Source organism: Bacteroides sp. 11BF, assembly GCF_019633765.1.
Lineage (GTDB): Bacteria > Bacteroidota > Bacteroidia > Bacteroidales > Bacteroidaceae > Bacteroides > Bacteroides hominis.
On the sequence record NZ_JAFKPJ010000014.1, the window covers coordinates 84,465 to 98,425 of the forward strand.

Here is a 13,961-nt window from a genome sequence, read left to right on the forward strand (position 1 = left end):
ATTTACAATTTACAATTTAGCAAGCACCGCATGCCAACGATTTAACGAAGAATACGACTACTACCAGAGCAAAGCATACAACAACGATGGTTGAATAGATGTTGGAGATGCATTTCCAGCGGTTGATCCAAATCTTGTTGTTCCAGCCCAGAGATTGCATAGAGCTCCAGAAACCATGAGTCAGATGGAACCAAAGGGCGCCCAGCCAAACGAGGTACAGCACTACGTATACGGGGTTAGAGAAAGTGTTCATGATGTGATAAACACCATCGGCAGCATAAGTTGTGTCTGCTACTCCTCCCATGTTGTGTATCAATTCCGGTAACTGCATTTTAGCCCAGAAATTAAAGAGGTGAAGGCCCAAACCTAAGATAACGATAATACCCAGCACCAGCATGTTCTGTGATGCCCATTCTACGGTTTTGGGTTTGTCAACTACGGCGTAACGTTCGCTACCACGTGCTGCGCGATTCTGGATTGTCAGCCAGAAAGCGTAGATAATGTGAATCACGAAGAGGGCAGCCAGGCCCAGCGTAGCTACCAACGCATACCAGTTTGCTCCCAGGAACTCACAAACCAGGTTGTAACCCTCAGCCGAGATGATCGCAACAAGGTTCATCGCCATGTGAAACGTTAGAAACAGGACAAGGGCGATACCGGTAACGCTCATCACCACTTTCCTTCCTACAGATGAATTACTTAACCACATAAATGATTGATTTTAAATTATTTAATTGTTAGAACTATAATTTCTGTTTTACGAGCCTTCTTTCTCATTGTGCAAAAGTACACGAAATACATTGATTAACCAAAGAATTAAAGAAATAATTCTTTAATCCGAAGTGGCCGGAGGGAACAGGATAAATAGGGCCGGTAAAATAGTAACTGATTGACTGAAAGCACTCCATGAGGAAACCTGGCAAAGGATTGCCGGTTGTGTTTATAAGTGATTTATTGTGAATCTGTTAGAAGAGTAAATTATTTGTTTTTAAGAAGTTAACCTTAATCTGTATAAAAAGAAGTTGTTTAGTGCATATTTGAACTGTTCTTTTCTTAATTTTGCATCCCAGAGAAGGAATGATCAAAAGAAACAGGCAATACCAGATTTATGATAAACACACTCACCTCTTTGCGACTTATATTTGCTTTAATGGTTTTTGGAGCACATTGTTATGTAATAGACGACTTTTTCAATCTTCATTTTTTTAAAGAAGGTTTTGTCGGTGTTAGTTTCTTTTTCGTACTAAGCGGTTTTATTATAGCATACAATTATCAAAAGAAACTAAGTGAAAGCAAAATGACCAAACGATCTTTCTGGGTAGCGCGCATAGCCCGTATTTATCCTTTGCATGTCCTGACTTTATTGATTGCTGCCGCTTTAGGAGGCTATGTAATTGCATCGGGATTTACGGATTGGAGCAAGCATTTTTTGGCTTCACTCACATTAACAAATGCCTATATACCTAAAGCTGATTACTTTTTTTCATTTAACAGTCCTTCGTGGAGCTTATGTTGCGAGCAGCTTTTTTACTTCTGTTTTCCATTTCTGGTGCCGATAGCAAGAAACTATAAGGGTTTGTTCTGTGTATTTTTAATTTCCGCTATATTGGTTATTGTCGGTATGTATTTTACTCCGGAAAGTGATATAAAAGGATATTGGTACGTTAATCCGATTGCTCGATTTCCGGATTTTATAGTCGGCATGTTGTTGTTTCAACTGTACGACCGTTTGAAAAATAAAAACATCACATCTTTCCAAGGAAGTATTATTGAAATAATATCGATCGTCTTATTTTGGGTATTCTATCTATATGCTGCTGAAGTTCCAAAAGTATATCGGTATTCCTGTTACTATTGGCTACCAATCGCGTTCATCCTGATCAGTTTCTCTCTGCAAAAGGGATGGGTCTCACGTCTTTTGTCCAATCGTATTTTAGTGATTGGGGGAGAGATTAGCTTTAGCTTTTACCTGATTCATCTTTTTGTTTTGTTATCTTATGCGGAGTGGCAGAAAGAAAATAACTTTCATATAGTCTGGTACGTTTCCATTCCAATTCTATTTTGTGTCATCGTCTCGTTAAGCCTGCTCTCTTACTATTATTTTGAGAAGCCGATGAATAGGCGAATTAGAGCACTGTTAAATAAATAATTCGTGGAATAACTCACCAATAAAAGCTTCATCAAGGAAGTGGATGTTTATAAAGTTTTGTGGTAATGGTTATCGTCCTGGTATATAATGGAGGGTAATGGAACAGAAGGTCTGCTTACTATGGGTGACAAATAGCGGGCCGTTTTTCTTTTGCCAGGCAAAGGGCGGTTTCTATTCTGTTTTTAGAGTAGTAATTTTTTCACCTTTGGCTGCACGTGTACGAAGGGCACGCGGGGAGTCTCCAAAAGAAGCTTTGCAGAAATGTGCAAAATGTGATAAGGAATCGAAACCATAACGATTGCTGATTTCAGTGATGCGTTGTTTGGTGTGCTGGAGATCTTCCAGGATACCTTCTCTTTTCTTGCTCAGAATCCATTCGTATACCGGCACTCCATACATATTCTTAAATAAGCGGCGGAAGGTAGTAGTTGTATAGCCTCCCAAGTGTGCGAACTCTTCCACGTTTTTCACTTTTTCGTAATTTTGCATGACGAAATATTGGAAGCTTTCTGTATAACTGCTGATGGGATAAAAGAATCTACTTAATTGGGGTGACGGGTAATAGCAGGTAATCAGATACATAAGTTCCTGACATTTGAGATCGATAAACGCACCGCAAGGAATCTGTTCACTCAGGTAATCACAAATATCTTTCATGAAATTGGTAATACGTTGGGTCATTACCAAAGGCGTATAAGTTAAGGGTGATTCTGATTGTTGGAGGATTTCCTGATAATGTTGCTCACAGATCAAAGGTGGTTCGTTGAACCAATACACTACATAACTTACGTCTGTCAGCGCCAATAATTCTAATTTTGAGCCGATGGACTGGAGGATAAACTGTCCTTCGCGTAACGTTGTGCCGGGATACTCTTCGCTGTTGATCAATAACTCTCCTTGTAGCATAAACAGAATACAGTTTTGTGTGCATTTGTCAGCCGGGAAATGTTGTCCTTTTGGAAACGTCCGATGAACAAGTATGCCTTCTGTAGCTTTGGGACATTGCGCACAATCTGTCTGTCTATTACAAAGAGTTTCTCTGGCCATGAATTAAAGTTAGGTGTCAGGGTAAATAATACTTGGGGAACAAAGATAGGTTTTTTTTGCGAAAACTCTGTCTTTTTAATCTATCTTTGCTGCAAAATAGTAAATTAGTAGAAAAATGAAGAAATTTGTGCTTATTTGTTTTTGTGTGCTTTCTTCGATGGGAGGGTATGCTCAGAACTGGGATATCAATACGTTACATAAAATAAACAGTCTTGATGGTAAGTTTGCGAGGAATTATAGCAAGGCTTTTTCTAAATCGGCACCTTATATCGCAGTAGGTGTTCCGGTGGCGATGGCTGTATATGCAGGGATTGATAAAGATAAAGAGTTATTGAAGGATGCTATTTATATTGGGACGAGTGTAGCCGAGGCAGTTGTAATTACATATGGTATGAAATATGCTTTTGACCGTGAGCGGCCATATGACCGTTATCCGGATCGGGTGAATGCGCGCAGCCATGAATCGAGTCCTTCGTTTCCCTCCGGGCATACGGCAGCCGCCTTTTCGTTGGCTACTTCTTTGAGTATCCGTTATCCTAAGTGGTATGTGATAGCTCCATCAGCCTTTTGGGCATGTTCTGTGGGCTTTTCAAGAATGAACGAAGGTGTGCATTACCCGTCGGATGTAGCGGCAGGAGCTGTGATAGGTGCCGGTTGCGCGGTAGCCAATATTTATGTGAATCGCTGGCTCAATAAATGGTTGTTCGGTGAGAAAAAGCAGGTTACCATAAATTATTAACAATAAACGGTGAATGATGCACACTCTGCCAAAAGCGTAGACTGATCATCATTCACCGTTCATAACTCTCCGTTAGAGAATCGTTATTTCAATATTTTCTCGTATTCTTTATCATTTAAGATTTCCAATGCCCGCTCCACACTCTTATTGGTAGCATTCATTACTTGAAAGTATTCATTCATATCCCATAAGTCACGGGCTATCAGAGCTTTTAATTGGGTCTTAATCAGTGGTAAAGCCTTGTTGTACTGCTCTTCGTTGAACTCTATCTTTTCTTTGTCGGCAGCCTCTCTCAGGAAATTCAATATCTGGTCGTCTATTTCAAACTTCTCATTGAATTTCTCAAAGGTCTTATATTTATCCAATAAAGCCTTGCGGTTATTTTCAATAAAGTTCATAGTCGTTTTGATTACTACCCCTTTGGCTACCAGGTTACGATGGTAATCAGTATACAGAGTCGTGTCAACCGGAACAAAATAATCAGGCATGATACCTCCGCCGCCATAGACGGTGCGTCCCAGCTTTTTAGTCTGGCATTTTAGTGAGTCCGGGAAGTGGATACTGTCTGCACTTACCATTTCGCCGTGATTGTAACGGTCGATAAGGTCCTGATTGTATTTATCGATACTGCTTTCGCTACTCTTTCCTTTTCCCGGCTTCTCGTTGATGTTGCTATCATAAGGTTTCTGTATGCAACGCCCTGCAGGAGTATAATAGCGGGCTATGGTCAGGCGGATCATGGAGCCGTCGGGCAGGTCGATCGGGCGTTGAACCAATCCTTTTCCGAAAGAACGGCGTCCTACTACGACACCCCGGTCCCAATCCTGAATGGCTCCTGTTACAATTTCGCTTGCCGAGGCCGAATATTCATCTACCAATACCACCAAGCGTCCGTTACGGAAGCTTCCGTTACCTTTGGCAAAGAACTCACTGCGTTGCGCAGAACGTCCTTCCGTGTAAACAATCAGTTCTTTTTGTCCCAGAAACTCATTTGCCAGGTCGATGGCAGCGTTCAGGTAACCTCCTCCATTGCCTTGCAGGTCTAAAATCAAGTCTTTCATTCCTTTCTTCTGTAACTCTTTCAGGGCTTTCAGAAACTCTTCTGCAGTGGTTGCTCCGAAACGGTTGATACGGATGTATCCTGTTTTGGGTTGAATCATATAAGCAGCGTCCAGACTGAGGATGGGGATTTTATCCCTTTTTACGTTGAATAAAAGTGGTTCTTTCACACCTCTCCGGATAATGGTCAGATTTACTTTCGAGTCTTTGGGACCCCGCAGACGTCCCATGATTTCCTCTGTGCTCATTTTGACTCCTGCGATGGCAGTATCGTTAACTGCGATGATGCGGTCTCCTGCCAGAATACCCACTTTTTCGGAAGGGCCATTACTCACCGGTTGTACAATGAGTAGCGTATCTTCAATCATCTGGAATTGTACCCCTATTCCTTCAAAGTTACCTTGGAGAGGTTCGTTCATTTTCTTAACCTCTTCGGCATCCGAATAGGTGGAATGAGGGTCGAGTTGTGCCAGCATTTCGATAATGGCCGATTCAACGAGTTTGTTTTCATTGACCGTATCTACATATAAATTAGAGATGGCGAACTCTGCCAGTTGCAATTTTCGCATGGCAGGTGAGCCGAAGTTTTGTGCCTGTAATCCTAAAACGGAACACAAGCCGGTAAGCAGGTATATTATTTTTTTCATGATCACATGGATTTATTACATTTCCATCCCTTCGGGAATAAACATACTGATATCTTTATTATAGCCCAGCAGTTCGCGTACAATGGTAGAACTGACACAAGTGAGTTCCGGTTCGGTAAACAGCAGAATGGTTTCGATTCCTGCCAGTTTCCGGTTGATATCGGCAATGGTTTCTTCGTATTCGAAATCTTTCACGGTACGGATGCCACGGACGATAAATCGGGCATCTACCTGACGGGCAAAATCAATAGTCAGGCAATCGTAAGATTCAACCCTGATCCGGGGTTCGTCTTTATAAAACTTACGAATCATTTCCACACGTTTCTCTATCGGGAAGTACGTATTTTTATTTTCGTTGATACCGATGCCGATGACAACTTCATCCATAAATGTCAGGGTTCGTTGTACAACAGAATAGTGTCCGATAGTAAACGGGTCGAACGTTCCCGGAAAGATGGCTCTTCTCATGTCTATGCGATGTCTTCTTCTATAACCAGATTGTCAATAATAAAGTTTTGCCGTTCCATTGTATTCTTACCCATATAGAATTCAAGGAGTTCTTTGACCGTGTCTGTTTTGCGCAACGACACTTGTTCAAGACGCATGTCTTTACCGATAAAGTGTTTGAATTCGTCGGGCGAGATTTCTCCCAGACCTTTAAACCGGGTGATTTCCGGATTCGGGCTAAGTTCTTTGATGGCATTCACCCGCTCTTCTTCGGTATAGCAATAGAGTGTTTTCTTTTTGTTGCGTACGCGGAAAAGAGGAGTCTGAAGGATGTATACATGTCCTTTCTTGATCAGATCGGGGAAGAACTGGAGGAAGAAAGTGATCAGCAGCAAGCGGATGTGCATACCGTCCACATCGGCATCGGTCGCTACAATCACTTTATTATAACGCAATCCCTCTATGCCGTCTTCTATGTTCAATGCGGCCTGCAGCAGATTGAATTCTTCGTTTTCGTAAACCACTTTCTTGGTCAGGCCGAAAGAATTGAGTGGTTTACCACGGAGGCTGAATACAGCTTGTGTGTTTACATCCCGGCTTTTGGTGATGGAACCGCTTGCCGAGTCACCCTCGGTGATGAAGATGCACGATTCCTCTTCCAGGCCTTTGCCTTTCACATCGTTCAGGTGGATACGGCAATCACGCAGTTTCCGGTTGTGCAGATTGGCTTTCTTTGCACGTTCACGTGCCAGTTTCGTAACTCCGGCAATGGCCTTGCGTTCTTTTTCCGAATCCTGTATCTTCTGTAACATGATTTCGGCTACATCCGCGTGCTTGTGGAGGAAATTGTCTACCTCTTGTTTTACAAAGTCGCCAACGAACTTATTCACAGTAACGCCACCCGGCGACATGTTGGTAGAGCCGAGTTTAATTTTAGTCTGGCTCTCGAACATGGGTTCTTCCACATTGACAGCAATGGCGGCTACCAATCCGTTACGGATGTCGGTATAGTCCTGGTTCTTATTATAGAATTCCTTGATAGTGCGGGCAATGTGTTCTTTGAACGCACTTTGATGGGTACCTCCCTGAGTGGTGTGCTGTCCATTGACGAATGAATAGTACTCTTCGCCATATTGTCCTGTATGGGTAAAAGCGATTTCGATATCCTCTCCCTTGAGGTGGACGATGGGGTAGAGTCCGGTAGCTGTCATATTATCATTCAGCAAATCGACCAGACCGTTACGCGAAAGAATCCGCTGCCCGTTATAGATAATGGCCAACCCGGTGTTCAGGTAGGTATAATTGCGCAGCATCGTCTCGATAAATTCGGGACGGAAAGTATAATTCAGAAATAAAGTATTATCGGGCTCGAAGAAGATGTAAGTACCGTTTTCTTCCTCGGTATCCTCGGTGTGATCTGTTATCAACTCACCTTTGGTAAAAGTGGCGCAGCGCACTTTACCATCCCGGTAACTACGTACTTCGAAATTTGAGCTCAAGGCATTGACAGCTTTCACGCCGACACCGTTCAGTCCGACACTCTTCTTGAATGCTTTGCTGTCATACTTACCACCGGTGTTCAGCACACTGACTGCTTCTACCAGTTTTCCCTGTGGGATACCACGGCCGTAGTCGCGTACGCTGACACGAAGATTCTCTTCAATTCTGATTTCAATCTTCTTGCCGGATTGCATTTTGAACTCGTCGATACTGTTGTCAATAACTTCTTTCAGAAGGACATAAATTCCGTCTTCGGGATGCGAACCGTCGCCCAGCTTACCGATGTACATACCCGGACGGGTGCGCACATGTTCCATGTCGCTCAGGTGGCGGATGTTGTCGTCTGTATATTCTACAGGGTTGTTGTCTACAGGTATCAGTTCGTTCTCTTCCATTGTTTTTAGTCTATCTTCTTAGTAAACGCACGACGTCGTTTATGTTGTTCGGTTTTAAAGTATTCCCATTGTGCCTGAACTTTTCCGTTCATTTCCAGTTCAGGGTTGCTTTCTGCAAAGATAAAACCTAATTTTTGATAAACCGGAATTAAATCGGAAAATAACAAAGCATTAACACCTTTGTTCTGGTACTCCGGTTTTACGGCTACAAGCAGCAAGTCAAGCATTTTGGCCCGTCGTTTCATAAATAATGCCTTCAGCAGATAATACCATCCGAGGGGGAGTAATCGTCCGTGTGATTTCTGCAATGCTTCTGAAAGTGAAGGCATTGAAATTCCTACGGCGATCAGTTTGTCTTCCGCATCGGTAATCAGGGTCACCATCCGCAGGTCGACAATCGGGAGATACATTTTTACGTATTGGTCAATCTGGCGTTGGGAGAGGGGAGAGTAGCCATACAGCGGGCTGTAAGCTTCGTTCATCAATTCGAAGATGGCTTGTCCGTAATCGGCTGCGATCTTTCTGGATGAAGTGTATTTCTTTACCTTGAGGTTATATTTACGTTGGATAAGATCGGATATGCGCTGATGTTTTTCGGGAATGGCATCGGGAATGAAGATTTTATATTCCACCCAATCGGCGTCTTTGTCGAATCCCAGTTTCTCCATATGTTGCGGATAGTAGGGATAGTTATAGATAGTGGCCATGGTGCTGAGTTGGTCGAACCCTTCGATCAGCATGCCTTCTGCATCAAAGTCAGTAAATCCGAGGGGACCCTGAATATTTTCCATTCCTTTGGACTTGCCCCATTCTTCTACGGTTTGCAAGAGTTTCGAAGATACTTCGAGGTCGTCGATGAAATCGATCCAACCGAAACGGACATCTTTCTTGTTCCAGGTGGCATTGGCACGGTGGTTGATGATACCTGCGATGCGCCCTACGATTTTCCCGTCTTTATAAGCCAGAAAGTATTCGGCTTCACAAAATTCGAAAGCCGCGTTTTTCTTCTTATTGAATGTGTTCAGCATGTCGTCGTAGAGGTCAGGTACGGAATAGGGATTCTCTTTGTATAATTCGTAATTAAAACGAATGAATTTCTTAAGTTCTCTTTTCGTCGATACCTTTTTAATTGTAATGGCCATAACTTGTATTTATGATGAGGCAGCAAAGATACGTGATAATCTTTAAATTACCACGTACAGAAACTAAAAACTGTGTGCCTCAATGTTTTCAGATCTGATAGATAAGATAGGTTGTATAGGCTATATAGCACAAGACCAGAATGCTTCCTTCGATCCGTGTGATGGTGCGTTTGGCGAAGAATAATCCGAAAAACCAGAGCAGGATGCCTGATCCGACCAACGTGAAAAGATCGAAATTATTGATGCCTGCCAACTGTAAGGGGGTGATGGAGGCACTGCACCCCAACACAAAGAAGATATTGAACAGATTGCTGCCTATGACGTTGCCGATGGCTATTTCGGGATTCTTTTTCAAGGCAGCCACAATGGAGGTAGCCAGTTCGGGCAGGGAGGTGCCTCCGGCTACGAGTGTGAGTCCGATAACGGATTCGCTGACACCCAGATTACGGGCGATGTTACTTGCTCCTTCTACAAACCACTGTCCTCCGAAGATAAGTCCGCCTAATCCGCCCAGAATAAAAAGTACGGATTTCCACATCGGGAGACTTTTGATTTCTTCTTCCGGTGGCTGGGCGTCGTTCGTATTACGAGAAGCTATGGCAAATGTGTAGCCCAGAAAGATCGTGAAGAAGCAGAGCAGAATCAATCCGTCTGAAATACTTAATGTATTACGGGGAGCTTTGTCCAGAAAGACATCGTTGGCACATATCAGCAGAACAATGGAAGAAAGAATACACAAGGGAATTTCTTTTCTCAAGGTGTTCCGGGTGATTACAATGGGAGCGAAGAGGGCTGTGCAACCCACGATCATCAAGGTATTGAAAATGTTGCTTCCCACAACGTTGCCGACAGCGATGTCCGCACTGCCTTTCAGGGCGGATGATACACTTACCGTCAGTTCCGGTGCCGATGTCCCGAAAGCTACAATGGTCAGTCCGATCACAATGGAAGGAATATGGAAACGTTTGGCTACGGACGCAGCTCCATCCGTCAGGCAGTTGGCGCCCACTAAAATAAGGAGTAATCCTCCGATAAGTAGTAATATATCCATGTTGATACCTTAAATTACTGATTCGGGTGCAAATATAGTGATTTCACTCTATGCTATGTCAAAAACAATCTGTATGTTTGGCACGTTTATCCATTTTAGTGACAATGACTATATGAGTTTTTGATATGAAGAAGAACAGATTATTCAGCCTTTTGTTGTTTCTGTTAGTGGCCAACAGTATGTTTGCCCAGTTAGGGAAAGCGGTCCGGGAGATACTGACCGGCGACAGTGCCGTTACCCATACCACGGTCCGGAATGATTCGGATTCCATACGGATGGCAAATATGAAAAGGGAGTTGGAAGAGGCACGTCTGAATGAAGCCAATATGCGTATGGAAATGGAGCAGTTGAGGTTGAAGGCCTTTGCTGCCGATTCTGTGAAGCTGGCACAGCAGAAAGCACGCATCGACTCGCTCCGTCAGTTCACTCCGGGCGTACCGGTGGTGGTTGAGGGTGATACGTTGTTTTATCTCTACACCAAGCGTGGAGGATATACTCCGTTGCAGAGGGCTGAAATGATTGACGCGGCCATTACCCAATTGGGTAGACGGTTTACGCTGCATCCCGATTCGGTATATATAGAGAGCAGTGATATAGTGTCCGATTTGATGTATGGCAATAAGGTCATTGCTTCGTTTACCGATCAGGACGGGTTGTGGGAAGGACGTTCCCGTGAGCAACTGGCGGCAGATAAGCGTATCGTGGTGGTGAAGAAGCTGAAGGAACTAAAAGAGGAACACAGCTTCTGGCAATTGGGTAAACGGATTCTCTATTTCGTTTTAGTATTGGTGGGGCAATATCTCTTGTTCCGGCTTACTACCTGGCTTTTCCGTAAGCTGAAAGTACGTATCCAGAAGCTGAAGGACACAAAGTTGAAACCCATTTCCATTCAGGACTATGAACTGCTGGACACACAACGGCAGGTTAATTTGCTGATCTTCCTTTCCAACCTGTTGCGTTATGTGCTGGTGTTTCTCCAGTTGTTGATTACTGTTCCGCTTCTATTTGTTATTTTTCCGCAGACCAAGGGGTTGGCCGACACGATCTTTTCGTACATCTGGAATCCGGTGAAGGATATTTTGGTAGGCATCGTCGATTATATTCCCAATCTGTTCACCATCTTTATTATCTGGTATGCTATTAAATATCTGGTGCGTTTTGTCCACTATCTGTCCCGTGAGATTGAGGCCGGGCGGCTTAAGTTCGGCGGTTTTTATCCCGACTGGGCAATGCCTACTTTCCATATTATCCGCTTTTTGCTTTATGCATTTATGATTGCGATGATCTATCCTTATTTGCCGGGATCCAGAAGCGGGGTGTTTCAGGGAATATCGGTCTTCGTCGGATTGATCGTTTCGTTGGGGTCCAGTACGGTGATCGGTAATATCATTGCGGGACTCGTCATTACCTATATGCGTCCTTTCAAGTTAGGGGACCGCATCCAGCTGAATGATACTACCGGGAACGTGATAGAAAAAACACCTTTGGTGACCAGGATCAGGACACCGAAGAATGAAGTGGTGACAATCCCCAACTCGTTTATCATGTCGTCCCATACGGTGAACTATAGCTCTTCGGCGCGCGAATACGGATTGATTATTCACTCAGAGGTGACCATTGGTTACGATGCTCCCTGGCGTCAGGTGCACCAGTTGCTGATAGAAGCCGCCTTGAATACTCCCGGAGTGATTGATGATCCTCGTCCGTTTGTACTTGAAACGTCATTAAGCGACTGGTACCCGGTTTATCAGATCAATGCTTATATTCGCGAGGCGGATAAGCTGGCGCAAATTTATTCGGATCTGCATCAGAACATTCAGGATCGTTTTAATGAAGCGGGCGTCGAAATCATGTCACCTCACTATATGGCTATGCGTGACGGCAACGAGTCTACCATTCCGAAAGATGATCTGAGACCTAAAACCGATAAGCAGTAGTAAGCGGATGAGTCAAAAACTCACACCACGGAGGATCCCAAGCGGTTAAGTTTCCGGTTAATTAAGAATAAATACTTTATGGCACACTCTATGTCTTTTATCGTAAGAAATAAGTTTTCGCCCTGTTTCTTTGCTTTCTCAAACGATTGTTCCTATCTTTACGGAGATTAAAAAGAAGAATCCCACCCGCTTGGTCAGCATCTGGATAGATCCTCTAAAAAAAAGCAGAAATCAAGATAAGTAAAAATTAAGACATAATACCATTAGAAACCGCTATCCGTAGCGGTTTTCTTTTTATACAAAATCGGGAAAATTGAAAATCGTCGTCCAGAGGGCGATATACCGTCGTCACGATCTCAACAAAACATCGTCTAAGATGACAATTTTTGTCGTCTTAGACGACGATTTTTCGAGAGGTAAACGCTCTTAATTCACTTTTGGTAATTATTTAATACGTTTTGTGGATTGTTGATTTGTTTTTGAATATTGACAAATAGAATCTCTCAGAGAGTTGGTTCTCCGATTCATTGCAGAGTGAAGAAGCAGGAGTACTATAGAGCTTTCAGGTTCTGATTTACTATAGAGGATATAGAGACTGATTCTATCTTATATATTCCTAAAGATTAAAACTCAGTGTCAGTTTGCGTAATTGGCTCCTGTGCCCCATAAAACAGAGCCGGCTCTTTCGTCGCGAAGAAGCCGGCTCTTTGAAAGTTGTGTATTTTTCAAGAGAGAGTGATTTATTTCTTTCGGGTCACTGTATAGAGTATATTCCCTTTTTTATCGATCATACGTAAGTTCAATTCCTTTTTATCGGCAGAACATACAGAAAAGCCCGGTTCGGGACTACAGAATTGAGTACCTTCAACCGGTTTCACCTTACGCGCCAGCGATCCGGCAGAGTTTACGATATAGTCGGTATCACTGCCCGGTACACGGATATGCTGGAAGTTGTGAATGTGTCCGCAGATGTACATATCTACCTTATGCTTCCTCAGGATAGGGTCGAGCCGTTTTTGCAAATCACCGCGCTCACTCTGGTCTTTCGGTGTTTCGGCATAGATAGGATGATGGCCGGCAACGATTACCCAGTCCTCTTTGGCTGCAGTCAGCACAGAATCCAGCCAAGCCAGTTGTCCGTTCATATCCTGCCGGCAGGCATCGGGATAAGTTTCGGTTTCGTTGCGGTATTTGTCGATCAGGGGAGCGGTATCTATCCAGACAATGCGGATGGTGGCACCTTTTTCTTCAAATGTCTTGGTGTAATAACGTGCAGGCATGGTCCAGCGGCGGCTCACCCGGCTGTAGTCCAGTACAGCCTGTGTATTACCCCGGTATTCGTGGTTTCCCAACACAGGATACCAGTCGATCATCAGCTCCGGATGACTGTAGATCAGCTCAAAGTTGGTCATCCAAAGCGGGTCGTCCACGCTGCGTACTCCTTCGAAGTGATGGACGTCTCCGGGAGCCAGTACAAATTCAGGGCCTATTTCCTCGCCCATGGTTCCCATTAATTCGGCGATTGGTTTCTGGTCGTAGTAGCCGTTACGTCCCAGATCGTTGGCAATATAGAAGTTAAACTTCTTGTCGAATATAGAGTAGTCCCTGATCTGGGCTGAGGCTACCGCCCCGATGAAGATAAACAGAAGTGTCAGTAAGTTCTTTAATTTCATAAATATGGTTTTTTATATTGATTATTAATGAATTGAATACGTTTTTTCATCAGTGATGCGAGAAGACGGTTTTAATCTCAGACTCACGGTGCACCGTTTTTAAAGGAGCGATGCACCGTTTCCTAATCAGCGGTGCACCGTTTTTCAATAGCCGCTGCACCGTTGATTCAACCTC

11 protein-coding genes are annotated in these 13,961 nt (G+C 43.7%); 3 read left to right on the plus strand and 8 right to left on the minus strand.

Annotated elements, in window-relative coordinates; genetic code table 11:
- Positions 1-16: 16 nt before the first annotated feature.
- Positions 17-709 carry a succinate dehydrogenase/fumarate reductase cytochrome b subunit gene (locus tag JZY04_RS15190; protein ID WP_005782920.1) on the minus strand — a complete coding sequence of 231 codons (693 nt, stop codon included), beginning with the start codon at positions 707-709 and terminating at the stop codon, positions 17-19.
- A gap of 399 nt (positions 710-1,108) precedes the next feature.
- Between JZY04_RS15190 and JZY04_RS15195 the strand changes: the two genes are divergently transcribed.
- Positions 1,109-2,149, plus strand: coding sequence for an acyltransferase (locus JZY04_RS15195; protein ID WP_122143205.1), 1,041 nt, complete (start codon positions 1,109-1,111; stop codon positions 2,147-2,149).
- A 171-nt stretch (positions 2,150-2,320) separates the two neighbouring features.
- On the opposite strand, the gene JZY04_RS15200 is transcribed toward JZY04_RS15195, so the two are convergent.
- Complete coding sequence (locus tag JZY04_RS15200) at positions 2,321-3,196, minus strand: helix-turn-helix transcriptional regulator (RefSeq protein ID WP_005782925.1); 876 nt, start codon at positions 3,194-3,196, stop codon at positions 2,321-2,323.
- Between the two features lie 115 nt (positions 3,197-3,311).
- Between JZY04_RS15200 and JZY04_RS15205 the strand changes: the two genes are divergently transcribed.
- On the plus strand, positions 3,312-3,935 hold the full coding sequence (locus tag JZY04_RS15205) for a phosphatase PAP2 family protein (RefSeq protein ID WP_005782927.1): 624 nt from the start codon (positions 3,312-3,314) through the stop codon (positions 3,933-3,935).
- An 83-nt stretch (positions 3,936-4,018) separates the two neighbouring features.
- Here the strand turns inward: JZY04_RS15205 and JZY04_RS15210 are convergent, their stop codons facing one another.
- The 5 genes from JZY04_RS15210 to JZY04_RS15230 all read right to left on the minus strand — a co-directional run bounded on the left by JZY04_RS15210 (position 4,019) and on the right by JZY04_RS15230 (position 10,176).
- Positions 4,019-5,641, minus strand: coding sequence for a S41 family peptidase (locus JZY04_RS15210; protein WP_122143204.1), 1,623 nt, complete (start codon positions 5,639-5,641; stop codon positions 4,019-4,021).
- A 15-nt stretch (positions 5,642-5,656) separates the two neighbouring features.
- Positions 5,657-6,109 carry a pantetheine-phosphate adenylyltransferase gene (coaD, locus tag JZY04_RS15215; RefSeq protein ID WP_005812543.1) on the minus strand — a complete coding sequence of 151 codons (453 nt, stop codon included), beginning with the start codon at positions 6,107-6,109 and terminating at the stop codon, positions 5,657-5,659.
- Between the two features lie 2 nt (positions 6,110-6,111).
- Entirely contained in the window at positions 6,112-7,983 is a 1,872-nt protein-coding gene (locus tag JZY04_RS15220; RefSeq protein WP_005782933.1) for a DNA topoisomerase IV subunit B, read from the minus strand.
- Positions 7,984-7,988: 5 nt separating this feature from the next.
- Positions 7,989-9,125, minus strand: coding sequence for a hypothetical protein (locus JZY04_RS15225; RefSeq protein ID WP_032540912.1), 1,137 nt, complete (start codon positions 9,123-9,125; stop codon positions 7,989-7,991).
- An 88-nt stretch (positions 9,126-9,213) separates the two neighbouring features.
- On the minus strand, positions 9,214-10,176 hold the full coding sequence (locus JZY04_RS15230) for a calcium/sodium antiporter (RefSeq protein ID WP_005782936.1): 963 nt from the start codon (positions 10,174-10,176) through the stop codon (positions 9,214-9,216).
- Between the two features lie 125 nt (positions 10,177-10,301).
- Here JZY04_RS15230 and JZY04_RS15235 point away from each other — a divergent pair, with 125 nt between their 5' ends.
- Complete coding sequence (locus JZY04_RS15235) at positions 10,302-12,113, plus strand: mechanosensitive ion channel family protein (protein WP_005822472.1); 1,812 nt, start codon at positions 10,302-10,304, stop codon at positions 12,111-12,113.
- Positions 12,114-12,853: 740 nt separating this feature from the next.
- Here the strand turns inward: JZY04_RS15235 and JZY04_RS15240 are convergent.
- Positions 12,854-13,786 (minus strand): metallophosphoesterase, encoded by a 933-nt coding sequence (locus JZY04_RS15240; protein WP_005782938.1) that lies wholly within the window; start codon positions 13,784-13,786, stop codon positions 12,854-12,856.
- Between the last annotated feature and the right edge of the window lie 175 nt (positions 13,787-13,961).

What these genes read in the sequence shown, in the direction of transcription:
- coaD (WP_005812543.1), bottom strand. Translation starts at nt 6,109, where the DNA reads ATGAGAAGAGCCATCTTTCCGGGAACGTTCGACCCGTTTACTATCGGA.
- JZY04_RS15200 (WP_005782925.1), bottom strand. Translation starts at nt 3,196, where the DNA reads ATGGCCAGAGAAACTCTTTGTAATAGACAGACAGATTGTGCGCAATGT.
- JZY04_RS15190 (WP_005782920.1), bottom strand. Translation starts at nt 709, where the DNA reads ATGTGGTTAAGTAATTCATCTGTAGGAAGGAAAGTGGTGATGAGCGTT.
- JZY04_RS15220 (WP_005782933.1), bottom strand. Translation starts at nt 7,983, where the DNA reads ATGGAAGAGAACGAACTGATACCTGTAGACAACAACCCTGTAGAATAT.
- JZY04_RS15195 (WP_122143205.1), top strand. Translation starts at nt 1,109, where the DNA reads ATGATAAACACACTCACCTCTTTGCGACTTATATTTGCTTTAATGGTT.
- JZY04_RS15205 (WP_005782927.1), top strand. Translation starts at nt 3,312, where the DNA reads ATGAAGAAATTTGTGCTTATTTGTTTTTGTGTGCTTTCTTCGATGGGA.
- JZY04_RS15210 (WP_122143204.1), bottom strand. Translation starts at nt 5,641, where the DNA reads ATGAAAAAAATAATATACCTGCTTACCGGCTTGTGTTCCGTTTTAGGA.
- JZY04_RS15225 (WP_032540912.1), bottom strand. Translation starts at nt 9,125, where the DNA reads ATGGCCATTACAATTAAAAAGGTATCGACGAAAAGAGAACTTAAGAAA.
- JZY04_RS15230 (WP_005782936.1), bottom strand. Translation starts at nt 10,176, where the DNA reads ATGGATATATTACTACTTATCGGAGGATTACTCCTTATTTTAGTGGGC.
- JZY04_RS15235 (WP_005822472.1), top strand. Translation starts at nt 10,302, where the DNA reads ATGAAGAAGAACAGATTATTCAGCCTTTTGTTGTTTCTGTTAGTGGCC.
- JZY04_RS15240 (WP_005782938.1), bottom strand. Translation starts at nt 13,786, where the DNA reads ATGAAATTAAAGAACTTACTGACACTTCTGTTTATCTTCATCGGGGCG.